Source organism: Bacillus sp. BML-BC051 (genome assembly GCF_019656175.1).
Lineage (GTDB): Bacteria > Bacillota > Bacilli > Bacillales > Bacillaceae_G > Bacillus_A > Bacillus_A mobilis.
The window spans coordinates 1-23,063 of the sequence record NZ_BPLI01000074.1 but is presented as its reverse complement, the minus strand read 5'-3'; the positions used below and the strand labels follow the sequence as shown (position 1 = coordinate 23,063).

At 33.3% G+C, this 23,063-nt stretch carries 30 protein-coding genes and 1 riboswitch; of the genes, 8 read left to right on the top strand and 22 right to left on the bottom strand.

What is annotated here, in order from left to right; genetic code table 11:
* Positions 1-215: 215 nt before the first annotated feature.
* Positions 216-521: a hypothetical protein gene (locus K5S59_RS24645; protein WP_000264241.1), complete on the top strand. Its 306-nt coding sequence runs from the start codon at positions 216-218 to the stop codon at positions 519-521.
* Positions 522-947: 426 nt separating this feature from the next.
* On the opposite strand, the gene K5S59_RS24640 is transcribed toward K5S59_RS24645, so the two are convergent.
* From K5S59_RS24640 to K5S59_RS24625, 4 genes are all read right to left on the bottom strand, one after another.
* On the bottom strand, positions 948-1,259 hold the full coding sequence (locus K5S59_RS24640) for a YbjQ family protein (protein ID WP_000637510.1): 312 nt from the start codon (positions 1,257-1,259) through the stop codon (positions 948-950).
* Positions 1,260-1,395: 136 nt separating this feature from the next.
* Positions 1,396-1,599: a DUF4028 family protein gene (locus K5S59_RS24635; protein ID WP_000635880.1), complete on the bottom strand. Its 204-nt coding sequence runs from the start codon at positions 1,597-1,599 to the stop codon at positions 1,396-1,398.
* Positions 1,600-1,749: 150 nt separating this feature from the next.
* The gene (locus tag K5S59_RS24630; protein WP_001100081.1) at positions 1,750-2,280 is read right to left on the bottom strand and encodes a general stress protein; all 531 of its coding nucleotides are present in this window, start codon (positions 2,278-2,280) and stop codon (positions 1,750-1,752) included.
* A 36-nt stretch (positions 2,281-2,316) separates the two neighbouring features.
* The gene (locus K5S59_RS24625) at positions 2,317-2,457 is read right to left on the bottom strand and encodes a hypothetical protein (RefSeq protein WP_001004256.1); all 141 of its coding nucleotides are present in this window, start codon (positions 2,455-2,457) and stop codon (positions 2,317-2,319) included.
* A 222-nt stretch (positions 2,458-2,679) separates the two neighbouring features.
* Here K5S59_RS24625 and K5S59_RS24620 point away from each other — a divergent pair, with 222 nt between their 5' ends.
* The 3 genes from K5S59_RS24620 to K5S59_RS24610 all read left to right on the top strand — a co-directional run bounded on the left by K5S59_RS24620 (position 2,680) and on the right by K5S59_RS24610 (position 6,703).
* On the top strand, positions 2,680-2,931 hold the full coding sequence (locus K5S59_RS24620) for a hypothetical protein (protein WP_000991709.1): 252 nt from the start codon (positions 2,680-2,682) through the stop codon (positions 2,929-2,931).
* A gap of 207 nt (positions 2,932-3,138) precedes the next feature.
* Positions 3,139-5,829, top strand: a complete 2,691-nt coding sequence (locus K5S59_RS24615) for a response regulator (protein ID WP_120449617.1) — start codon at positions 3,139-3,141, stop codon at positions 5,827-5,829.
* A 16-nt stretch (positions 5,830-5,845) separates the two neighbouring features.
* Positions 5,846-6,703 carry a CheR family methyltransferase gene (locus K5S59_RS24610; RefSeq protein WP_000429033.1) on the top strand — a complete coding sequence of 286 codons (858 nt, stop codon included), beginning with the start codon at positions 5,846-5,848 and terminating at the stop codon, positions 6,701-6,703.
* Between the two features lie 39 nt (positions 6,704-6,742).
* On the opposite strand, the gene K5S59_RS24605 is transcribed toward K5S59_RS24610, so the two are convergent.
* The 5 genes from K5S59_RS24605 to K5S59_RS24585 all read right to left on the bottom strand — a co-directional run bounded on the left by K5S59_RS24605 (position 6,743) and on the right by K5S59_RS24585 (position 10,136).
* Positions 6,743-7,885: a fused response regulator/phosphatase gene (locus K5S59_RS24605; RefSeq protein WP_000025531.1), complete on the bottom strand. Its 1,143-nt coding sequence runs from the start codon at positions 7,883-7,885 to the stop codon at positions 6,743-6,745.
* A 173-nt stretch (positions 7,886-8,058) separates the two neighbouring features.
* The gene (locus K5S59_RS24600) at positions 8,059-8,499 is read right to left on the bottom strand and encodes a ferritin-like domain-containing protein (RefSeq protein ID WP_000017768.1); all 441 of its coding nucleotides are present in this window, start codon (positions 8,497-8,499) and stop codon (positions 8,059-8,061) included.
* A 70-nt stretch (positions 8,500-8,569) separates the two neighbouring features.
* Positions 8,570-9,346 (bottom strand): RNA polymerase sigma factor SigB, encoded by a 777-nt coding sequence (gene sigB / locus K5S59_RS24595; protein WP_033655989.1) that lies wholly within the window; start codon positions 9,344-9,346, stop codon positions 8,570-8,572.
* Entirely contained in the window at positions 9,309-9,791 is a 483-nt protein-coding gene (gene rsbW / locus K5S59_RS24590; protein ID WP_002070735.1) for an anti-sigma B factor RsbW, read from the bottom strand. The genes sigB and rsbW overlap by 38 nt, the downstream gene beginning before the upstream one ends.
* 6 nt (positions 9,792-9,797) lie before the next feature.
* Positions 9,798-10,136: an STAS domain-containing protein gene (locus K5S59_RS24585; protein ID WP_120449616.1), complete on the bottom strand. Its 339-nt coding sequence runs from the start codon at positions 10,134-10,136 to the stop codon at positions 9,798-9,800.
* Positions 10,137-10,393: 257 nt separating this feature from the next.
* On the opposite strand from K5S59_RS24585, the gene K5S59_RS24580 reads away from it, so the two are divergent.
* Complete coding sequence (locus tag K5S59_RS24580; RefSeq protein WP_000390990.1) at positions 10,394-10,594, top strand: methyltransferase; 201 nt, start codon at positions 10,394-10,396, stop codon at positions 10,592-10,594.
* 181 nt (positions 10,595-10,775) lie between these two features.
* On the opposite strand, the gene K5S59_RS24575 is transcribed toward K5S59_RS24580, so the two are convergent.
* From K5S59_RS24575 to K5S59_RS24565, 3 genes are all read right to left on the bottom strand, one after another.
* On the bottom strand, positions 10,776-11,027 hold the full coding sequence (locus K5S59_RS24575; RefSeq protein ID WP_000522902.1) for a GlsB/YeaQ/YmgE family stress response membrane protein: 252 nt from the start codon (positions 11,025-11,027) through the stop codon (positions 10,776-10,778).
* A gap of 75 nt (positions 11,028-11,102) precedes the next feature.
* A complete protein-coding gene (locus tag K5S59_RS24570) occupies positions 11,103-11,303 on the bottom strand; it encodes a CsbD family protein (protein WP_098259397.1) in 201 nt (66 codons plus the stop codon).
* A gap of 35 nt (positions 11,304-11,338) precedes the next feature.
* Entirely contained in the window at positions 11,339-11,728 is a 390-nt protein-coding gene (locus tag K5S59_RS24565) for a YflT domain-containing protein (RefSeq protein ID WP_061678673.1), read from the bottom strand.
* 192 nt (positions 11,729-11,920) lie between these two features.
* On the opposite strand from K5S59_RS24565, the gene K5S59_RS24560 reads away from it, so the two are divergent.
* The gene (locus tag K5S59_RS24560) at positions 11,921-12,376 is read left to right on the top strand and encodes a hypothetical protein (RefSeq protein WP_120449614.1); all 456 of its coding nucleotides are present in this window, start codon (positions 11,921-11,923) and stop codon (positions 12,374-12,376) included.
* A gap of 239 nt (positions 12,377-12,615) precedes the next feature.
* On the opposite strand, the gene K5S59_RS24555 is transcribed toward K5S59_RS24560, so the two are convergent.
* Positions 12,616-13,029, bottom strand: coding sequence for a BtaA family protein (locus tag K5S59_RS24555; protein ID WP_000120185.1), 414 nt, complete (start codon positions 13,027-13,029; stop codon positions 12,616-12,618).
* A gap of 310 nt (positions 13,030-13,339) precedes the next feature.
* Between K5S59_RS24555 and K5S59_RS24550 the strand changes: the two genes are divergently transcribed.
* Entirely contained in the window at positions 13,340-13,447 is a 108-nt protein-coding gene (locus K5S59_RS24550; RefSeq protein ID WP_000505670.1) for a YjcZ family sporulation protein, read from the top strand.
* Between the two features lie 194 nt (positions 13,448-13,641).
* On the opposite strand, the gene K5S59_RS24545 is transcribed toward K5S59_RS24550, so the two are convergent.
* The 7 genes from K5S59_RS24545 to K5S59_RS24515 form a co-directional block, all read right to left on the bottom strand.
* The gene (locus K5S59_RS24545) at positions 13,642-14,550 is read right to left on the bottom strand and encodes an alpha/beta fold hydrolase (RefSeq protein WP_098259399.1); all 909 of its coding nucleotides are present in this window, start codon (positions 14,548-14,550) and stop codon (positions 13,642-13,644) included.
* A gap of 480 nt (positions 14,551-15,030) precedes the next feature.
* On the bottom strand, positions 15,031-15,192 hold the full coding sequence (locus K5S59_RS24540; RefSeq protein WP_000583841.1) for a hypothetical protein: 162 nt from the start codon (positions 15,190-15,192) through the stop codon (positions 15,031-15,033).
* A gap of 137 nt (positions 15,193-15,329) precedes the next feature.
* Positions 15,330-15,941, bottom strand: coding sequence for a DUF2812 domain-containing protein (locus K5S59_RS24535; protein WP_002073747.1), 612 nt, complete (start codon positions 15,939-15,941; stop codon positions 15,330-15,332).
* 13 nt (positions 15,942-15,954) lie between these two features.
* Positions 15,955-16,269, bottom strand: a complete 315-nt coding sequence (locus K5S59_RS24530; protein ID WP_001078066.1) for a PadR family transcriptional regulator — start codon at positions 16,267-16,269, stop codon at positions 15,955-15,957.
* A 142-nt stretch (positions 16,270-16,411) separates the two neighbouring features.
* Complete coding sequence (locus K5S59_RS24525; RefSeq protein ID WP_098258524.1) at positions 16,412-18,148, bottom strand: S-layer homology domain-containing protein; 1,737 nt, start codon at positions 18,146-18,148, stop codon at positions 16,412-16,414.
* A 325-nt stretch (positions 18,149-18,473) separates the two neighbouring features.
* Complete coding sequence (locus K5S59_RS24520) at positions 18,474-19,430, bottom strand: ATP-grasp domain-containing protein (protein WP_000036934.1); 957 nt, start codon at positions 19,428-19,430, stop codon at positions 18,474-18,476.
* Positions 19,423-20,481, bottom strand: a complete 1,059-nt coding sequence (locus K5S59_RS24515) for an LLM class flavin-dependent oxidoreductase (protein ID WP_000455637.1) — start codon at positions 20,479-20,481, stop codon at positions 19,423-19,425. The genes K5S59_RS24520 and K5S59_RS24515 overlap by 8 nt, the downstream gene beginning before the upstream one ends.
* 82 nt (positions 20,482-20,563) lie before the next feature.
* Positions 20,564-20,670, bottom strand: a riboswitch (SAM riboswitch).
* Between the two features lie 239 nt (positions 20,671-20,909).
* Between K5S59_RS24515 and K5S59_RS24510 the strand changes: the two genes are divergently transcribed.
* The gene (locus K5S59_RS24510; RefSeq protein ID WP_000792082.1) at positions 20,910-21,116 is read left to right on the top strand and encodes a hypothetical protein; all 207 of its coding nucleotides are present in this window, start codon (positions 20,910-20,912) and stop codon (positions 21,114-21,116) included.
* Between the two features lie 255 nt (positions 21,117-21,371).
* Here K5S59_RS24510 and K5S59_RS24505 read toward each other — a convergent pair whose 3' ends face one another.
* Entirely contained in the window at positions 21,372-21,509 is a 138-nt protein-coding gene (locus K5S59_RS24505; RefSeq protein WP_000821344.1) for a Phr family secreted Rap phosphatase inhibitor, read from the bottom strand.
* The gene (locus K5S59_RS24500) at positions 21,506-22,615 is read right to left on the bottom strand and encodes a response regulator aspartate phosphatase (protein ID WP_000110732.1); all 1,110 of its coding nucleotides are present in this window, start codon (positions 22,613-22,615) and stop codon (positions 21,506-21,508) included. The genes K5S59_RS24505 and K5S59_RS24500 overlap by 4 nt, the downstream gene beginning before the upstream one ends.
* Positions 22,616-23,063 lie beyond the last annotated feature (448 nt).

The window sequence follows — 23,063 nt, the reverse complement described above, 5'->3', positions numbered from 1 at the left end:
CGAGAACACTTTGAAGCACTAACTTGTGTAAATTTGATTGAATTGTATAGATTTAGTTAAGTTTATCGTATCGGAAAGTGTTTTTGACGAGTTATTAAATGCAAAAGAAGAAGTCTTTTGCATTGACCTTTTAAATAGACTAGATAGTACGTTTAGCAGTCTATAATTGTAATTTTTTGGTACAATTATATTAAAAGGTGAAAGGAGATTTTCACATGTGGTTCATTTCGGCAATTTGGCCTGTTATACTAGTCGGGGGAATTGTAGTATTTGTAATAAAAAGATTGGAACATAAATATAAGAACGGAAAATTAGGTAAGAAAAAATCCCAAAAAGCTCAAAATTTATTAGATAGTCTCATACCTATGGGAATGCTTGTTGGCTGTATGATCGGTTTGATTTTCGGTATGTTTTTCCCGGAATTCTCCCTGCTTTCATTTAGTTTAGGGGCCGGAATAGGCTATTTATTTGGTTATTTCGCCTATGAAATTTATAGTAAGACAGGAGACAATTTCTCGTAATCCAAAAAGAATAATCAGGACAGTACATAGTCGTCATATACAATATGTACTGTCCTTTATTTTTGTAGCAACACTATCATCTTACCTTTCACATCCTATACACCTTTTTTATCGCTTTTCCTCTCCTTATTATTTGTCATATAATTAACACCTTCGTTAAACATATATAAAGATTGCTATATTCCTTACTTTTCTCCTTGAAAACGTTATATACTACATTTGAAATAAGCAAGTGTGTCTGCTTATTATCTAAATTCCCGTGCAATACCCCTCACGAAATGCTAGGAGCAATCCTAGCATTTTTTACAATAACGTTTTGCCCACTTTGAACATATGTAATTATAATTTCTTGTCAACGTTAGTCATAAAACAAAAAAATCCCCTCAAAGCATAAGCTTCAAGGGGTGAGCCTGTATTTTTACTTACTTATATACGTACAGCTGTACCACTTACAGCAACCATTAACATTCCATCACGAACAACTTCGTAATCTACGTCAATACCAACGATAGCATTTGCACCTTTTTGTTTTGCAAGTTCTTTCATTTCATCCATTGCGATATCACGAGCTTCTTTTAGCTTGCTTTCATAAGAACCAGCACGACCACCGACAACATCACGAACAGAAGCGAATAAATCGCGGACAATATTTGCACCCATAATAGCTTCACCATTTACAATATCGATATACTCAATAATTTCTTTACCTTGAATTCCAGACGTTGTTGTTACAATCATGACTGACACTCTCCTAATAAGTTGTAGTTTGAATAAGCTTTCTTATGTCTTTATTATGACATGGAAAAAGTATCTAATCTATTGAATTACCTTACAGGAGTGTGACAATTTTGTAAGAATAAAGCGCCTATTCTATTTAATAAAGCGCTTTAACATTTGGATACATAAACGATTCTCTATTTTCTTTCCAATCCTTTTCTACTTCTTTAAAAGTTGGTCGCCCTAACTCTTCCTTGTTTTTCTGTTTACGAAACCATTTCTTTACATACTTCTCTCCATTTTTGTTTTGAACTGTACAAAGGAAACTGTTACTACTATCCTTTACTATTTTTACAATCACGAAAAGCACCTCTTCCCTTTTAAATAAAAGAATAGAACTTGATCTTTTACTATAAGCCCTTCCTCTCTTATAGTCATACGACTCCTCGGCCGCGCCAAAGTTGTAAGATCAAAAAAAGATATTCACTATGTTTAATATGTGACGTACATATTATTTAAAGAAATCCGAGTTATACGCATTGTGCTTATCAAATATTTTATAAATTTCTAACTTATCATCTAATGTTGCATCTACTAAAATTAATATATTTCCATCGTAAATGTATTCTTCATATTTCTTGGCATGTTCCTCAGGGATTCCTAAGCCGATAAATGCTCCTATTAAACTTCCAGCTCCTCCGCCAATACCGGCTCCCCCAATAGCTGCTGCGATAGGTCCTGCCGCTACGATTGGACCCATTCCAGATACGGCAAGTACACCAAGACCTGTTAATAAACCACCGAGTCCGCCTGCTACTCCTCCTGCCACAAGCCCTGTTGCTGAAAAGATATCCGCTTTATGTGCAGTTTCATGATTCACTTTTTCACCCGATTTCTCTTCCAGATGTTCAATTTCCTTTTGATCCTTCGCAATAGCTGAAATGTTATCAGCTGAGTATCCTTTATCACTTAATTCATTAATAACACATGCCGCATCATCAATTGTTCTAAAAACACCTACTATTTTTCTATCTACATTCATAACTATTAACCTCCTAAAGTTTTATATAATGTATCTTTATCTTTCTTCATTTCTGTATACACTAATCTTCTTATTAACATAACCATTTATGAAAAAAGCGAATAGTAAAAGCATTACAAGCGAACTACTTAACAAGTAAATTAAATCAAATGTAATATCAATCATCAGTTCATTCATGTATACCAGACTCCTTTTTATTTAAAGTAAAAGTATATTTTTATAAACTAGAAATCTTACAATTCATCTTCAGTCAATCTCTTTGTAGTTTATGTATACCCTTCGTAACCCTTTCTAAACATAAAAAACTATAATTATATTTTTTCTTATTTATATGTTTAACATTTTTTAAAACGGGTATGTTTATATTGTTATGCTTACTATATGGAAAGGAATATTTCGATGAATGCAATCCAATCTACTACTATTCTTTATAATGAAACACCTACAATAACGCAGATTCATCATTTTTATGCTTTAATGACAACATTTCAAACAACTTTATTTATAGGTAAACACGGAACACTTACTTCCATTAAAAACTTAAGCACATTAGTATCCTTTTTCCTTACTGTCAAAAAGAAAGAACTTGTATTATTTATCTTTGAAGGAATAGATGCAAAAAAAGCTTTAAGAACACTCTTTCCTTCTTAAAAATTTTGTTATCCCCCCTATTCCCTCGATTGTTACTTTTCATATATGTTTTTATATTTCAAAATGATTTCCTCAATTCAAAAAGAGACCCCCTAATACAATAGGGGGATTTCTAGTTTGGCCTTACGAAAACTGATATAATATATATTACGTTTTTTATTCTGTACAATTGAAAATTGTTAATAACCTTGAAGGTAGGAATTTTTAATGAACTCGAAAGCAAAATTTAGTATTCGCTACAAAATTATGGCTGGTTATTTAGTTATCATTTTGTTCTTACTTATTTCTTTCATTATGCTAAACAATGAGATTTCCAGTTTACAAAAATCTCGTAATTTTATTATTGATCACGATTTTAAAGTTCTTAATTTAACGAATCAAGTGGAGAAAGAATTACTAACAATTGAAAATAAAGCGAAAGGATTTATCACTTCTAATGATGCAAATTACGTTCAATCCCTTAACGCTGCGGAAAAGGATTACGAAAAACATTATCAAGATCTTTTTGCTCTATTAGAGGATAACCCCTCTCAGCAAGAAAAGTTAAAACAGATTAATGAAAACATTACTAGTTGGATTAATAAAGAGATTCACCCACTTATTACAAATAGCAATCGTAATAACGTACAAGCAATCGATACGACTCAAATTCAGTCACTACAATCGCAGGTAACTAACTTCCGTAGTGTAGAGGAGCAACTAACGAAGAAAAGAGCTGCACAATTAGATACGGAAAATAATAAATTAGAGCTTTGGTTATACAGTTTGTTGTTCTTACTTTCTTGTATTTCTATTATCGTTTCACTCTATATTTCGAATTCCATTACAAAAACGATTAAAAATGTAATTCAAGCTATTAAATCCATTTCTTCTAAAGAAAAAATTACGGAAAGAATTCATGTAAACACTCATGATGAGATAAAAGATTTGGCTCATACAACGAACCATCTACTAGACGAAATATCGAAAAGAGAGTGGTTGCAAACCGAGCTTGCAGAATTAATTTTAATGTATCAAGGTGTATCTTCTATTGAGATGTTAGGGAACAAAATTCTTAGTGGAATGATACAAAAAACGCAAACTTCTTGCGGTGCATTTTATGTACGTGAAGAAATTGAAGACACTGTCTACTATGTGAAGAAAGCTTCTTTCGCCGATCAGGGTTCTGATGTTGGGAAGCAATCCGTTAAAATGGGTGAAGGTTTAATTGGGCAATGTGCTTTAGAAAAGCAAAGCTTTATTCTTAGAGAAATACCAGAAGAATTTCGTTATGTCACTAGCGGCTTATTAGAAATACGCCCTCAAAACCTACTAGTTATCCCTATCTTATTTGAAGATGAAGTGATTGCAGTAATGGAGTTAGTAAGTGTAACTGATATTTCAGATTTACATCAAGATTTAATTCAACAAACTGTTGATAACCTAGGTTTAACGATCCATAGTATTATGGGACGTATGCGAATTCAAACTCTTTTACATGAATCACAAGCAATGACAGAAGAGTTGCAAGTTCAATCAGAAGAATTGCAAACACAAGCTGAAGAACTACAAATGCAAGCCGAAGAATTAAGAACAACGAATGAACAACTAGAGTCTAGAACGGAAGAGGCGGAGCAAAAGACAGCTGACTTACAAATCACTAAATCAGAATTAGAAGAAAAAGCAAGTGAGTTATTACGTAGCTCAAAATACAAATCTGAATTCCTAGCAAATATGTCACATGAATTACGCACACCATTAAATAGTATTTTACTATTATCTGAAATGTTAAAAGAAAATCATGATAATCATTTATCCGATGATGAAATTGAATTAGCAACTGTTATTCATTCATCAGGGAAAGATTTACTTACTCTAATTAATGACATACTAGATTTATCTAAAGTAGAAGCCGGCAAACTAGACATCATTTTTGAAGCAACGAACATAAGTGATATGGCAGCAAATATGCATCAAAACTTTTTACATATAGCTGCACAAAAAAATGTCGAATTTACTATTGAAGACAGTGATATTATTCCTGATTTGTTTTATACAGATGCAAAACGGATTGAACAAATTATTAAAAACTTATTATCCAATGCATTTAAATTTACGGAAAAAGGATTCGTTTCTTTACATTTCGATTCAATAGAAACAGCCAATTTAAGTCATGAAATGCAGTCTATCAGTAATGATTGGATGAAAATTTCGGTAAAAGATACTGGTATTGGTATCGCTAAAGAACAGCATCAACTTATTTTCGAAGCCTTTCAACAGGCAGATGGCGCAACGATTCGAAAATACGGTGGTACAGGCTTAGGGTTATCTATTTGTAAAGAGTTTGCTAGATTATTAGGTGGTTGGATTACGTTAGAGAGTAATGTAGGAGAAGGCAGTACTTTCACCGTATATATCCCTAACCTTCCAAATGGGTTAACTGATATACAAGTATCCAATTTAGAAGTTGCAGCAACGATAGAAGATGTTATTCCTGCTGAAGTTGTTGAGGAAACTATCGTGACGCCAGAAACAAATAACGTCTTCCAAGAGAAAACTATTTTAATTGTCGATGATGATCATCGAAATATATTTGCATTACAAAATGCATTAAAAAAACAACATGCCAACATTATTACTGCGCAAAACGGCATAGAGTGTTTAGACATACTAAAAAACAATACAAATATTGACCTTATTTTAATGGATATTATGATGCCGAATATGGACGGTTATGAAACGATGGAACATATCCGAACGAACTTAGGGTTACATGAAATACCTATTATCGCATTAACTGCTAAAGCAATGCCAAATGATAAAGAAAAATGTTTATCTGCTGGCGCTTCAGATTATATAAGTAAACCATTAAATTTACATCAACTCTATTCAGTAATGAGTGTATGGTTAATAAAATAAGTGAGGTTTAGTTTAAGTGGAAAATAAGTATTATAATTTTGATCCATCTGTAGATATGGATAAGCGCACGAACTTAGAAATTGAATTACTATTAGAAGCGGTATTTAAACTATCAGGATTTGATTTTCGCCAATATGCTCGTACATCTATTTATAGAAGAATTTGTAATAGAATGCAGCTCTCTAATATCCCTACCATTTCAAAGTTAATTGAAAAAGTAATTCATGAGGAAGGGGTTTTAGAACAGTTATTAAATGATTTCTCCATTAATGTAACTGAAATGTTCCGTAACCCTAATTTTTTTAAAGCGCTAAGAGAGCATGTCATTCCTGAATTAAAAAAGTATCCTGAAATTAGAATTTGGCACGCTGGATGCGCAACTGGTGAAGAAGTATTATCAATGTCCATCTTACTTCACGAAGAAGGATTAAGTGAAAAAGCTGTTATTTACGCAACAGATATGAATACAGATGTGTTAGAGAAAGCAAAACAAGCTATCCTTCCGTTAAATAAAATGCAAACTTATACGAAAAATTATTTACAAGCTGGCGGTACACAAGCATTTTCTAACTATTATTCAACAGATAATCGTTTTGCTTATTTTAATCCATCACTGTTACAAAACATTATTTTTGCGCAACATAATTTAGTAACTGATCAATCTTTTAACGAATTTCATATTATACTTTGCCGTAACGTTTTAATTTACTTTACGAGTAAACTTCAAAACCAAGTACAGCAACTATTTTATGAAAGTTTAGGTCACAACGGATTCCTATGTTTAGGAAATAAAGAAACTCTCCGTTTTTCACATATAATGCCGCATTATATCCAGTTTAATCCGAACGAACAAATCTATCAAAAAATACAATAAAAAGCGTATGAAATCCTCTGTTTGGATTTCATACGCTTTTTATTTCGCATTCGTTTGTATCATAATGAGGCACATATCATCTGACTGTTCTTTCTTCTGTTCTTCCTTGTAAAACCCTTCGATCTCTTCTTCTAAATCTCCCCATTTTCTTTCTGTAAAAGCACGTAATTTCTCTTCAGCCTCAAATTCATCATGTGCAATTGCTTCAAGAACACCATCTGTAAACAATACAATTTGAGCGTTCTTCTCAAAAGGTATAACGGTCTTTTTAACTTTTATTTCATCAAAAAATCCTACTGCACAACTTCCTCGATTTAGTTCAACCATATTTGTCTCATCAACTAAAACGTATCCAGAAGGATGTCCTGCATTTACATATTCAATCGTTCTCTTTTCTGTATCTACTACTAAATATATCGCTGTAAAATAATATGGAATATCGTCATTCTCATTATGTAAAAGAGTCATATATTTATTTAAGTCTTTAATGACAAGTTCTGGATCGATTAAAGATTTAATCGTTTCACGTAATACAGACGAAATAAACATACAAACTAATGAAGCAGATATACCATGTCCCATCACATCTAATAATATAATACCGTAGCGGTTTTCATCGATTTTATACCAATAATACATATCTCCAGCTAATTTAAATGAAGGTAAGTAACTTGCTTCAATTTTTATATGATCTTCTCGTAATGGGCTACTTAATAAGTTTCTTTGTACTTGCGTTGCTAAATCTAATTCATTACGAAGGTTTTCTTCTTGTTCTTTATGCCAATTTAATTCCGATTTCAAGCGTAATGCTACACGCATACGCGCTAACAATTCAACTTTATTTATCGGTTTCGTAATATAATCCATTGCCCCTATATCTAGCGCTTCAGCTAATTTATTCGCGTCTTCTAAAGCTGTTACAAAAATAATAGGAATATCTTTAAACTTCTCCTCGTTTTGTAATCGCCTACAAACTTCAAGTCCATCAATTTCAGGCATCATAATATCTAATAGTATTAAATCAATTTCATTATGCCTGGAAGAATCTTTCCCAAAATGGATGTATTCGAAAAGCTCTTGTGCAGAATTAAGCGATACAAGATCCTGATATCCGGCTTGTTTTAAAATTTTTTCAATTACAAAAATGTTAACCGGATTATCATCAACAATTAAAATGGACACAAGTTATTTCCCCTTTTCTTATATAAAATGTAAATCGATTATCATTTTCTATTTTTCTAGTATTGCATACTCAGTTATAAAATGAAAATTTCCTACTCAAACATATTTATACAGCAAAAGAACAAACTCCCTAGAAATGAGAGTTTGTTCTTTCACTCTATAAATTTTCACTATTAATTTAACACCATTGCTTTGTCATTTAAGAGACGATCTAATTCTTCCATATGATTTGTTTCATCTGCGATCATATCTTCTAACTTTACAACTAACTCTGTCATATTTAATTTCGCTGCCTGTTCTTTTCTCGTTTCATAGCGCTTAATTGTTTCATATTCTGACTTCCTAGCTTCTTCTAACATTTCTCTAACATCTTCTACTTGTTTCACTGGTAAAGGGATCGTAGTAGGTGTACCACCTAACGTCTTAATTTTCTCCGCTAAATATAGGGCATGTCCTTGTTCATCACTAATTTCAGATTCAAAGAAAGGTTTTAACACTTGTCTATATATACCAGAAACTGTAGCTGCATTATGGTTATACATAATAATTGCCGAGTATTCTCCTGCTAAATCTTCATTCAATCCTTTGATTAGTTCTTTCACATCGTGTGACATTTTAATATCTCCTCCTATACTTAATAAGTACCCCTTTGCTCATGTTTTAAACATCATTATTTTAAATTTTTTATGTATCTAAAAATGCGGCTTGCTTCAATTTACTTATCGCTTGTCTTTTAATACGAGAAACGTGCATTTGTGAAATACCTAACCGTTCCCCTGTATCTTTTTGATTTAAATTTTCTCCAAATATATAATGAATAACACTCTTTTCCGTATCATTTAATACGTTAAAAATATCCTTTAAAACGAGACGCCTTTCTGTCTCTTCATATCCTTGCTCTACTTCACCTACAGATTCAATTCTCGCTACCGAACTTCCATCAGATGAATTTTCAACTACATCATCTAAGGAAGATACTCGATAATTATTTTTCGCATCCATAATTTCTAGCACTTCCTCTTCGGATAGTCCTAAATGGTCTGCAATCTCTATAATCTTCGGTGAACGTTGCAGGTGATCTGTTAGTTCCTCTATCGCAAGTTTAATTTTCCCGCCTAAATCTTTAATTCGCCTTGGAACGTGAATGCCCCAAGTTTTATCACGTAAATACTTCTTTATTTCGCCTACTATTGTAGGTATTGCAAAAGGCTCAAAGGCATTCCCTATCGAATAATCATACCTTCTTATTGCGCCTAAGAGCCCTAACATTCCCACCTGTATAATATCCTCATGCATCGGCCCGCCTTTTGAATAGCGATATGCAATGGAATAGACAAGATTTTTATAATGCTCAACTAACCTTTCCTGCGCTTCATCACATTGGTTTTGTTGAAATTCTGCAATTAGTTTAATAACGTCTTCTTTAGTAAGATTCGTAGGTTGAGATTGGATTTCCATCATTCTCCACCTGCTCTCTTTGTATATATTTTGTCATTAAAACTGTCATGCCCTCATCATGCATAATTTGTATATCATCCATTAACGTATTTATTAAATATAAACCTAAACCATTTTCCGGCAAATGTTCTACTGGTTTATTAATATCATACGGACCAACTTTACTTTTTAAGGTGCTAAAATCAAAGCTAACTCCATTATCCGCAACCATAATTTCTAATCGATCTTCATATAGACCAAAGACAATTGTAATTTCTCCAACGTCTTCTTTATATGCATGTTGTACAATGTTCGTACATGCTTCACTAATCGCAATTTTCATATCTTCTATATCGTCATAAGCAAAGCCCATTCGATTCGCAACACCAGCCATTGTTAAACGAATAATAGCCACATATTCTGCTTTTGCAGGAATTTTCATTTCTATCTTTTCAAATTTCTCCATCATCCCTAGTCACCTTCTTTCTACTTTTTCAAAATCTGAATTCAAATTTAATATTTCTGTTAGTCCTGTAATATCAAATAATCTTTTTAACCTTTTAGATACACCAATAAATTCTAGTTTGCCATCATTTTTCTTAATTGCTTTTAAAAGAGCTATAAATACGCCTAAACCTGTACTATCCATATACTCTACCTCAGTAAAATCTACTACAATATGAACCTCTTTTTCGCTTGCAATAGGCATTACCTTATTTTTTAAATCTGATGCCGTATACGCATCAATCTCACCATTAAGTTCTACCGTATAACCTAAATCATTTTGCAAAATATTTATTGCCAAATTCATCATTTCCGCCCCCTTATCTCAAGCTACTACTATTTAATTACCCATAAAAATTAGTTTTAAACATATTTTTTAATTTTAATTATAAAGTGAAACTTTAATCAGTGGGTGTTTTGTTGGTGGTCTACTGCCCATTAAAGCGGGATAAATAAATTTTCTACACCTTTCTCAGCTTAACACTAAAAAAAATACTACCAAATGTTTAAACCTTGTAAATTTGTGTATGTATAATGTATAAACATTATTTTTAGGGGGATCTATCTATGGAAGAGCACAACTTTAAAAAGGGAGATTTCGTTCAATTTTCTTATCGACACGATCATGCTACAAAATTAATTGGTTCCATTATTAACATACTAACGAATACAATTGTAGTTGATATAGGTAATAGCGAGGACTTATCCCATATAGAACCAAGGCAAGTCGTAAGAATAAATAATTGTGAAAAAGTAACAATGGTTTAATACATAATAGAAAGTATAATTTTAATGAGTGGGGGTTCTTCATCCTCCACTCATTCCTATGCAGATTACATTAAAAAAGCATCCAAATTATTTTAATTGGATGCTTTTTTATGTATATTTATCAGTTTGTTAACCTTATAGCTATATATAATAAACTTAAGATTACTATTCATTATCATACTTACGCTTTCCGTAGCATTCTAGAAAAGAATGTAACGATTAAAATAAAGACGATTGCACCTAATAAAGCTGGAAGAATAAAGATGCCTCCCCATTCAGGACCCCAATGACCAAATAACGCACTACCTACCCAAGATCCGATTAATCCGGCAATCACATTACCAACTATACCTAAAGGAAAGTCTTTTCCTGTAATCATTCCAGCTAACGCCCCAATAAGTCCACCTACAATACACGTAATAATAAGTCCCACAATGAAACCTCCTATATTATTTTTATAATGGATTTATCAAGCTTTGGTATGTAACCAAAGCTTGATAAACATGTATTATTCTTTATGATCCAATCCATCACTTATCTTTTGTTTCACTTTTCCGACTTTTTCCTTTATAGTTCCCTTCGTCTTCTCCCACTTCCCTTCATTTTTCAATTCTCTATCTTCTGTAACTTCACCAATCCCTTCTTTTACTTGTCCTTTTTTCTTTTCAACTTTACCCGTAATTTGTTCTTTCAGCCCGTTTTCACTCATTTTTATAATCTCCTTTTCGTAATAGATTTATAGATTTAAAGAGTATACATGCATCTTCTTTCTTGTAACCATTCACCGACTCTTTCTAAATCCTTAACGAATAACAAGATTTTTCCTTCATCCAGCTTTTCTTCATAAAAGTTAGCTTCTTCCTCATTAAGTCCTAACTCTTGCATCTTATTTCTTAACTGATCTCCCGTTTTTTGAAAGACGTTAATAATGCTTGTCCCAAGTCCCTCTTCTTTTATTCCAATTGTATTCACATCTGCATTGTCTGCGATTCTATCTGTCCTTTCTTTCTCATGTGTTAATACGTAAATATCTTTTTGGTCTATTCCTTTCTTCACTAGATCATTCGCCGCATTCATGACCTCTTTCTCCGTAATAAATTCATATACAAAAGGTTTACTATACTTCGTTTCCATCTTTAACTTCCTCCTCTAAAATGAATTATTTGTTATATTATATGTAGTACACCCATTTTCGAAATGTTAAACATAAAATATGAAAAAAGTTGTTTGATTTTTTTCTATCCTAAAACTAGTAGAATAAAACTTTTTACAATAACTACCTAAATTAACAGAAAATTGTTATAATTAAACATAAGGAGGGATACTATGAAAAAAATCATATCTATATGCGCTTTAACCGCTCTATCTTTCACTTTAATAGGCTGTGCCAGTACCTCAGCTACAGACAAAGCTCCACAAGCTAAGCAAGAACATACACAAACTACCTTTCAATTAAACTCCGCAAATATTACAGACATTGAAATACTTAGCACGATAAATAACAACGTTTCAAAGTCTCAAACAGATAACGAAGAAATGATAAAATCAATCGTTTCAGCAGTTCAAAAAGGCACTCCTAAAACAATTACACTAGATCAAAAAAAGAGAGAATCAGCACATTCTACTATTACCGTTACATATAAAGATGACACGAAAGAAGAGTTTCTTGTGTGGGTTGACAATAAGGAGCAAATTACGATTGCTAAAGATAAGAAGAAAGATAAAGTGGATGGTGTGGTAGTGAACATTAAAGATGTGAAAATGATGAAGGATTTCTTTTAAAATTCTAATATAATTGATGTTAAAAAAGAGTAGGACTACATCCTACTCTTTTTTAATCATGTCCAATAAATAAACTTTTATAAAGTGAAACTTTAATCAGTGGGGGTTTTATTCATCCCCCACTGATTATTAGCCCTCACCAATCGGACGTTTACGGACAGTTGATCTCCCACCTAACTTCTTTGCTCCAACTGAGTTTTGAGGTGGGAGTTTTACTGTCCGTTAACGCGGGATAAAGTCTATTTAAGGTCTAATTTTGCTAAATCATGTTGTAAAACATTATTTCCTTCTTGTGGATTAAATACTATTGCACTAAGACCAAAAACATTCGTAACAACATCTCTATCTTTCGAACGAATGATTCTTACTTCATAAGCAAAAACTCCTGGAGGTAGAGCTGCTGAACGAAAAGTAACACGTCGATTAGGTGCCAATGTTTGTGTTGAAGGGTCTACTAATGGTAACAATACCGGAGAACCCGATGACCAATCAAACATTTCAACAGTTACTGTATGAGTATCATCTGGATCAACATTCATAGCTTCCACAGTAAGAAACAACGTAGCGGAATGTCTACGTAATACACCCGTTGACAAAGTTTCATTGTGATGTTTATGACATTTTTCAGGAGGATGACCATGGCCATAACTCATATCAATCCCCCCCTTTCATTTACAATTAAGGACAAGTATTCCTTATAATATATAATGCTAGTATTCTCTTAATGAAAGGTATAAAAGCGGATTTCCATCTGTATTTTTGGATATTTTATTTTTCACTTATTCCCTCTTAATGAATAATATAGATTCTCCTATTTTGCCCTTGAACTCTTTCTAAGAATAAATAAATCTATTTTGGAAAGGACCTGCTCCATTCATTCGTAAAAGCATAAAGTAAATTGAATCCGTTAAAACACATGAGTGAACCTTTGGTTTTCCCCTCCTATTAAAAGGAGGAACTATGATGGGCTTTGGTGGTAGTTGTGGCGGCTGTGGCTTCGCCGGAGGATTTGCATTATTAGTTGTATTGTTTATTTTATTAATCATCGTTGGAGCTGCTTGCTTCTGCTAAAAAACTATCGGAAAGACACTCATGTGAGTGTCTTTTCTTTATATGTAAAAAAAGCCCACCTATTTCCGTAGGCGGGCCTTATCTTTATTACACAATATCAAAGTATACTCTCTTTTTCTCTGAATTTTTATGTAATTATACATATCCATGAAAATAGATAAAGTTGTTATTACAATATATTTTCCACTTTCAACTTAGTTATCATTTGAATGTTTTTCTATAAAATCAAGGATCCTCGCATTAACTTCGTTAGAGAACTCACCATTGATGGCGTGAGATGCATTTTTCCAGTTCACTATATCTATATCTTTAACGTATTTTTTTCCAGATTCAACTGCTTTTACTGAATTATGCATTGTACTTTTTTCAGCCATTAAGGCAAGCACTGGAACATTGATATTTTTTAGGTCCTCTTTACTAAATAGATCCGGTGCTGGTGTTTTCAATTTATAATTACGCATACCCGACTCGATTAACTTAGCGATAGGTTCATCGTCATTTATTTCTGCTCCTCCAGAAACATAACTTAACATCTTTTCTCTTAAAAACTTAGGTACAATAGGAACGGAAGCTGGAATAGATGCTAGAATCATCTTTATAGATATTTGCGCAAATACAAAGACTGGATCCAATAAACTAGCCGTAGCAATATGTTCAGGATTATATCTCGCCAAGTTCATTGCTGTCCAACCTCCAATGGAGACACCCACAATATGCACTTTTTCTAAACCTAATCCTTCAATTACTTCATTTAACCATTCTGCTTGTTGTTTTTGGTTTTCAATCACCTTCGTTTGCACGCTCATTCCAGGTTCACCGAGTAAATCTATTGTGTAAACAGGTCTTTTCTCCCTTAACCCTTCTAAATTGGGTACCCACATTGGAGTAGATGCACCTCGTCCAGGGAGTAAGAGTATTGGTTCCTTATGTTTATTTTCCTCTTTAGTAAAGTAATACGTACGAATTGTGCCATATGTAGTTTCTATATCTTTCTTATCGTTAGGTTGTGGAAGAAGTGCCATTGATTCATCGTAGGCACTTTGAAAGTCTTTTTTTCCTTTTTCAGATGTAAAATGACCAATCTTATTATCCTCTCTCTTCATTTAAACCCCTCCTTTCTACAAATATATGGATGAATTCTATCCATATATTCATGGTAATCATCCATTGAAAATTTATCTTCTCTAAGGCAAAACTGTCATTTAGAAAAAAGAAAAAGACACCCTAAGGTGCCTTCCTGTGACTTGAACCATCTTAATTTTAATAATATGTATTGGACTCCCATCCAACTATTATTTTACCACATTAAATTGTTTTGTTTATTGAGAAATACAATAGTTTATATGCTGGTCTTTTATATTAGATCTTTTTCTAGTCCATGTAGCGATTAATAAAAGAACAAGCTATTAATTAAAGGTAAAACTACATGCTAAGCCGGTGTAACATATCAATAAAATTTACATTGTATATCTTATATATTACGTAGGAACCGAAAAAAAGAATTAGTTTATAATTATCGTGAAGAAGCCATAGTGGTAGTTCTAGTGAGGTTTTTACTAAATTAAAGTACGTACTTTTTCAAATTATATATACAATGAAATGAAACCAGATATAACAATCAATGGAAGGATTACTGCAAGTTTATTTTTTAGAGGGGCACGTTTGTCTGGGACGCCTGGGTGGATAACAAAAGCAAGTAAAACAATTGCTCCAATAATACCTAAAAGTATATGAATGATAATCATCCTCCTAAGGAATATTATCAAAATTATATCACATCCAAACACGAAGAAAAGGAATTAATGTAAATAATCACTAAATATTCTATCTATAAATTTTAAAAAGCCCCCTCAAAGCATCAGCTTTAAGGGAATCCATCCTATCATCTTCTCGCCTCATACAACCGATTTGCTTTATACGAGCAAACGAACAACATACATGTCGCAACAGGGATAAATGTCAAAAACAATCCTCTCATTAATGCAAATGGCGTTTCAAATAAGAATGACCATAGAAATGCTACGCCTTGCTTATCCCATAATCCAGGCGTCAAGTATAGTTCTTTCGGATTTACAAATGCTTCTATATTAATCGTGTTATTATATATAAATAGAAATAATATCGGCAAATAACAGATCGCTAATTCTAAAAATGTTTTAGATAGACGTTTATACTTCCCTGCTCGTGACATTTGATCTGAAAAAATGTCATCTTCACTTTCTTCATTTATCTTTTTAAAATAGTACGTACCTGACCACCGATTACCAGCTATATGCTCCCAGCCACTATCTTCAAATAACGTGCAGTAATTCATAAATTCACTTTTTCTACTAAATACTCTATGGTCTATTCTAATCGTCGCATCTTCCGGCTCTGTATATCTAAATGTATAACCAAATGTAGTGCTTTCTAGTTGATAGCCTTTCCAAGCCATCTCTTCTAACCATTTTTCCTCTTTCTCAAAGTCTAAAAAGAATTTCAATCTCCACATCATCGTTTCCCCCTAACTATACGTGTAATAAACTCTTTGTAACCTCAATAATGTGCTGCATTCTCATAAAGTCTAAGTGCAATACTTCTTTCCCACGTTCCGTAATGACATACACTTTTCTTCGTTTATCTTCACTTTTTACCGATTCTATTAACCCTTGTTTTAATAAATTTTCAACCGCGCCATACAATGTACCCGCTGCAATTTTCACTTGATGATTACTCAGTTCCTCCACCTTTTGCATAATTAAATATCCATGAGCTGGCTCTAATAACGCTAAAAGAACGTAATACGTTGTTTCCGTTAATGGTAAATTTTTATCTCTATTCATAAAGACCTCCAATGTAACGATAAATATATAGCCAAACTATATAGTTAAACTGTATAGTTTGATTTTATACAGTTAGACTGTATATGTCAAATTAAGTTATAAAAAAGCAACCTAGATCCAACATGGGATCTAGGTTGCTTTTTTACATAAACGTAATCGTCACTAAACAATATCCTTCTTTCGCATTATACGGCTCCGCTTTATAAGAAACACGGTTTGTCCCTTGCGGATAACCGATTTCTCCAATTGCTTTTTTCACATCTTGCAATGCGCCATCCATTGATTGTTTATAAAGGATTTCAATCTTTGGTAACTTTTCGTTATAACGTTGCTGCATTTTATTTTTGAATTCATTATAGTTATTTGCAATATATTCATTTCCTAAATAATTTAACTTTGTATCTTTTAATATTTGCTGATATGCAGGAGTTTTCGCACCACCTGCCGCAATTTTATTTGTTAATGTACTATAATAATTTGTTGTAGCTTGCGGATAGTCCCCGCGGTTCCACTCATGATTTCTTGCGATTTGCTCATCAGATAAGTTGAAATAAGAATACGTTACGCGGCCTTGTTCATCTGGTATTGGATCATCGAATGTTGTATCAAGGTGATACCATTTGTTTTCGATTTTCACTAAGTTCCAAGCATGAGGCTGTCCGTCTCCAGTTCCTACTACAAAATGATTCTCAATTCCAGCTTCTTTTAATAGTTGATAGGTTAATAGTGCATAACCTTGGCAAACCGCAGAACGATTTACGAGTGCTTCATATGCTGTGTAAGCTTTATAAGAAGTATCATAAGAAACGTGTTTTACGACATAATCATGAATCGCCTTCACTTTTTCGTGGTCATCCATTCCAACTTGCGTAATTGAAGAAACAATTGCCTTTGCTTGCTTCATTACATATTCCGTTTGTTCTTTCGTTTCACGATATGTAATCTTTAACGTAAACGTATAATTTCCAGGTGATCCAGAAAGTCCATATGAAACGTTCGATCTATTATAATTTGTATACTCATTTTTACTTGCTACTTCTTTATAGGCGTTAAAAAGTGTATTCATCACTTCTTTTGTATTACTATTTTTCGTTTTATATGGAAGTGTAATATTCGTTTCATACGAATTAATACGCTTTTGCACTTCATCTTTAAATGCTGTTAATAATGCCGCATCTCCTGTATCTTGCACCGCAACTTCAGGCTGTTTATATTTCAAAGTATTATATAAAAACTGCGCATATTGCTCACGTTTTACCGTACTATATGGCTCAAACTTCCCTTCACCTGTACCAGAAGCAATCCCGTTTGATTGCACCGCACTAATTGCATTTTCACCCCAATAACCGCTTGGAACATCATTAAATGTATGCTTTTGTTTCGCAGAAAGCTGGAAAGCGTTTGTTAGAATTTGTGCCATTTCTGCACGGCTAACAGAATCTTTCGGTCTAAAACCACCTTTGTCATCACCTTTAAAAATACCTAATTGCGTTAACGTTAAAACCTCTTCTGGGAACAATGTTGATCCTGTGCGAATATCTCGATACGGATTGTTTAAAGTAGATCCATCTTGTAATACGTAACGAGCACCGTCATTACTAAACGTACCACCTTGCTTATTCGGTACTAACACACGATAAATTAAAGCTGCAACTTGTTCTCTCGTCGCAACATCACCGAAACCAAACTTTCCATTTCCATAACCGGAAATAATATTTTTACTCGCTAAATCTTTAATCGCAGGATACGACCAATGCGATGTAGGCACATCAGAAAAAACACCCGCCTCAGCAGCTCTCACGTCACTGCCGTTTGTATACAATAAAGCACCACCAATAAGTGATAATGATGTAATTGATTTTAATAGTTTTGTGTACATAATTCCTTCTCCCAATACGTTCTCTATTTTTATATTTTGTCGAAAAATCTAAAAGAATATGACAAAACATATTATACTATTAAAATTTTTTGAAGGATATATTAAGTTTTGAAATATGCAAAAACTCATATTATTATATTTTTCCGTATTAATATTATGCTGCTTTACTTGCGGATATATAAACAAAAGAGAAATACAACATACAAACAACCCAAGTTCCTCATTGAAACTTGGGCTACTTCTTATACTTTTGTGCAAAAACAATAAGAATTTGGCCATACGACCACGATTACTGTAACAAAGGTTTTCACTAGAACCTTCTATACTATTTAACTGACTCTACTTGTTTCTCTAATTCTCTTCCAAGGAATGTAGCAAGCTCAAGCATACCAAATTGATTCGCTACAGACTCTGCATCAGAATTATAGTTTGTGTTTGTATTAATATCATACGTATAAATTGTTCCATCCGCACTGCGAATAAATTCAATACCAGCAACGGTAATTTCATTTTCTTTCAAAAACTCTTTATATTGTTCAATAATTGGCTCGTGGAAGTCCGATATAATTTCAAATTTTGTTGGCGTCTCTTTCTTACTCTCTTCTCCTACTGGGCAAAAAGCATCTTGAATCGAGCATGCATCTGCTGGACAAAGTTCAAATCCTTCTGATGTATCTACCTTAACCGCATATACAAACTGGCCGCCTACAAACTCACAACGTGTAATATATGGTTCAGGTGCTTCAATATATTGCTGGATTAAAGTAATTCCATCAATGGGCTCTTCAAACGCCGGACTATCCAAATATTGTTCTAAAGCATCAATGGAATGAAACAGTTGAACACCAAGGCCTTTACCTGCACGGTTATGCTTTGTAATGAATGGTACTTCCCCTAACTCTTTTGCTGCTTTTACTATATGATCACGGCCAACAGCACCAATTGTTTTCGGCACTTGTATCCCAAATTTTCTTAATGCTGCATATTGATTCAATTTACTTACTTCAAGACGTAATGCACGAGATCCATTAAATACTGTGCGCCCGTATCCCTCTAGCCAAGCAAGAACCCCTTCAGTTAATTCAGGTGCATATCGATGCCCTCTCGTATGTGAAGAAGCACTCATACGGCTATAAAATACACCTTTGGGAGGTTCTTGTTCTAATGAAAGTGTTCCTTCATTTAAAAGCCATTCCTCATACGGTAACTCCAGTTCTTCCAGCCTTTTCACTAAATGATCCGTCCATTCCTTATTCTCATGTAATATGTAAATTTTACTCATTTGTAATCAATTCCTTTCTTTTCGCTTCAACTAATGGCATCACTTTTTCAGAAAATCGTTTCATCTCTTCAAGCTGTGGTGAAAATTGTAAAAGTAATAACGTAACACCTACTTTTTCAAAAGCAAGTATCCTTTCTGCAATTTGCTCTGGTGTTCCGATTAAATTAGGACGTAACCCGCGATTCGATACGGAATAATCATTGAGTTTCACTTGCTGTTCCAACTGCGATTTACTCACAAAATCTTGGTAACCCGCATAACCTAACGCATCATCTTTCACATCCGTTATGCGTCTCCATTCTTCTAATGCCTCTTCTTCTGTATCACGACAAATAACGTAAGCGGCAAGCCCGAATGACTGTAATGGCTCCTCTGTCACTTTCTTTCTACGATTCTTCATATCTTCTATTTTCACAGATACTTCTTCCACTGTTCCCCCGTGCATTACATATGCATCCGCGTGATTTACAATGACCTCTTTTCCTCGCTCACTCTCACCACCTGCATAAAGCTTAATGCCTTGTTTTTGCACAGGTTTTGGACTTAAATTTGTATGCTGAATCTCATAAAAGTTCCCTTTATAAGAAAACTCGTCTTCCTTCCAAAGCCCCTTCAAAACTGTTACAAATTCCTCTGTACGATCATATCTTTCATCGTGCGCGGTAAATACTCCGCCGTACTGTTTCGCTTCTTCTTCCCACCATGCTGAAACTACATTCAATGTAAAACGACCATTACTTAATTGATCGATATTCGCTGCCATTTTCGCTGTAACTGCTGGATTATGGAAACCAGGTCTTACAGCTGTCATAATCTCTAATTTATCTGTCACTGCTGCAAGTGCTGCCGCAGTTGTCCACGCCTCTAAACTTGGTGCTGAAACACCTTTTATATCATTTAAATTTAATTCTGCAATCAGTGTTGTTGAAAAACCTAATTGTTCTGCCGCTTGCGCTGTTTGTTTTGCATACTCAAACGTAGGCGGCATAGATTCATCATCTACATTTCGAAGCCATCCCCCAAAAATCGGTAACCAAAAACCGTACTCCACTACCTATTCCCCCTTTATCTTTTAGCCATAAAAAAAGCTACTCTTATCGAAATAAGAGTAGCCTTCTTGACTAAGTGAACCGCTCTTATCTTTCAGGTGTTTTTTCACCTGCAGGATTTGGCACCTTTCGTCTAAAACGAGGTTGCCGAAGTTTCATAGGGCCCGTCCCTCCACTTCTCAACATAAGAATTGTTTGATTTTCATTTATTATAATCATCAGAATAATAAAAATCAATATTTTAATACTTATTTTTCCGATATACATTAAATGATATACGAAAAATATATTGTTATAGATAATTATAAGGGTATTATGTTGTTTTACTTGCGAATAGTTAAAGGGGTATGTTATATCATGTCGAAAACATCATGTATAACCAAGTTGATTTACTTCTATCTTAAAAATACAGAAAAAGAGGTGTTAATGCATGAAAAATAAACGATGCGAGAATTGTGGTTCTACTACATTTAAAGAAGGAAGAGTTGGATTTGCTTATCATGCATATGTTTGTGAAGATGATTCCAGTAGGCTCTTTTCAGTGGGAAAACGTTCCAAACTATTAACTACATTTTGTTTAGAGTGCGGTGAGGTGAAATCATTTAGAGTGGAGAAGCCGGAGATATTTGAAGAATAAAATACTAGAATCGAGATGTCCTTCATGTGGAAAAAAACCTAATTTTCTTGATAGATGTGGTTGTAGTTAATACAAATACCATTCCGGTGAAGGCTCTTTTTTTAAGTCAGGAATAAGCTTTTACTGCGGTACATATGAACATAAAACATCTGATTATAAAATAAAAAAAACGCTCATTTGAGCGTTTCATCTATATACCTAATAATTACTTTTTCTTCACTTTGATCTAATAACTCTTTATACTTCAATATTCTATCAACCCCACGGCTCTCCATGCGTATATTGTATAACGTTTGTTGTATTAACCTTTGATTGTTCCGTTGAAACATTTACTCCATTTAATAGTATGACCGTAATTATTAATCCAATTGAACTGCTTATGATTCTTTTCATTTTAAAGCCCCTTTCTGAAAACCTTTTTCTTTTTCTTTATATCCTAAATAGAAGTATTCACTGGATTTTATTGAATTTCCTTCTTTATGATATTTAACCGCTAATTTTTCAGCATATTCCTGGACATATTGCCATAAACCTACTTCATTAAAGAAAGAAATTCCTTTAGAAATAGCTAACTCTAATTCTTCAGCAGAAACATTCTCATTCATTCCCTTTAGAATGGTAAAATGATGTTCATATTCTTTTTGTTCTAGTTCATTACAGATTACTAATCCTTTTTCAATTAAAGACGCTGCAAGCTTTGTTTTTCCTAACTTTAAATTCTCTCTAGCTTCCAAAAAAATCGCTCTAAAGTGATTCGGGATTTTTTGTGATACTTCTGATAAATAACGAAGTGCTAAATCAGATAGGTTTTGCTCTGCATACATAACCCCTAAGCTATGTCGAACTCGTAACATTAGCTCTTCTTCATTCTGCTTTTTCAAAATATCCAGAGACGACATAAAATAAACTTCTGCCTGCTCAAATTCATTTAGCTTTACACATGCTAACCCAAGAACATTGTCACATGCTGCGACCTTCCTACTATACCCGTACAGCCCTTCAAATATATTTCTTGCTCTGGTTGCATATTGAATGACTAAAATAGGCTGGCAAACATGATAATAGTAGCTGGATAGCTTAAAGTTAAATTCTGCTTTTTCGATTGGATCCTGAATATTTCCCAACAAAGATTCTGCTATTCCATAATGCTTTTCAGCCACTTTAAAATCACCGTTTACCGCAGCATGAGAAGCCTTAAAGAAATGGTAATAATATAATAAAGATTCATCTGATGGCACTTCATCTAACTTCATTTTTCTTAGATCATTCTTAGATATGTCAGATTGATGGGGATAAAACTCTGCACTTAACATTTTAAATCTAAAATCTAAAAGTGCATAAAACTCTGTATTCTTTTGATTTTCTTCCATACTATTAATTTTTGTATCAATACTTTGTTTTAATTCCTTTGCCTTAACGAAATTCTGTGAACGGATTTCTCGATACCAATCATGTAAAAGTAAAGTGATTTCTTCCTTTTTTATTACGTGTACACTCATATAGCCCCTTCTCCTTTGTCTATAGATTACTAACATAATAACAAAAATAAACCTAGAAAACATTTAATTTTCTGAATATTATCGTTTCAAAAAAATTTCTCAATACATTTTCACCATTTCAAACTCTTTAAACTTATAACTTTGTTCCTTATTCGTTTCTATATATAAAATAACACTTCATTAGTGGTAATGATGAAATATGAAAGTCTATCCTTTCATAAGAAAGCCCCTTTTCTTTTTTCTCGATGATCGATATTACTTAACATGTAAAAAAGATTTTGATAGGAGTTCAATACATATTATTAAAATTAGGATGGTTCAAGTCGGAGGAAGGCACCTTTGGATGTCTTTTCTTTATTTCTCAATATAAAAACTTTAAGAATATGCTATTATTTTGATACAAATTCCCTTTTGTGCAATGAGATAGCAATAAAGATAAGACCCACCT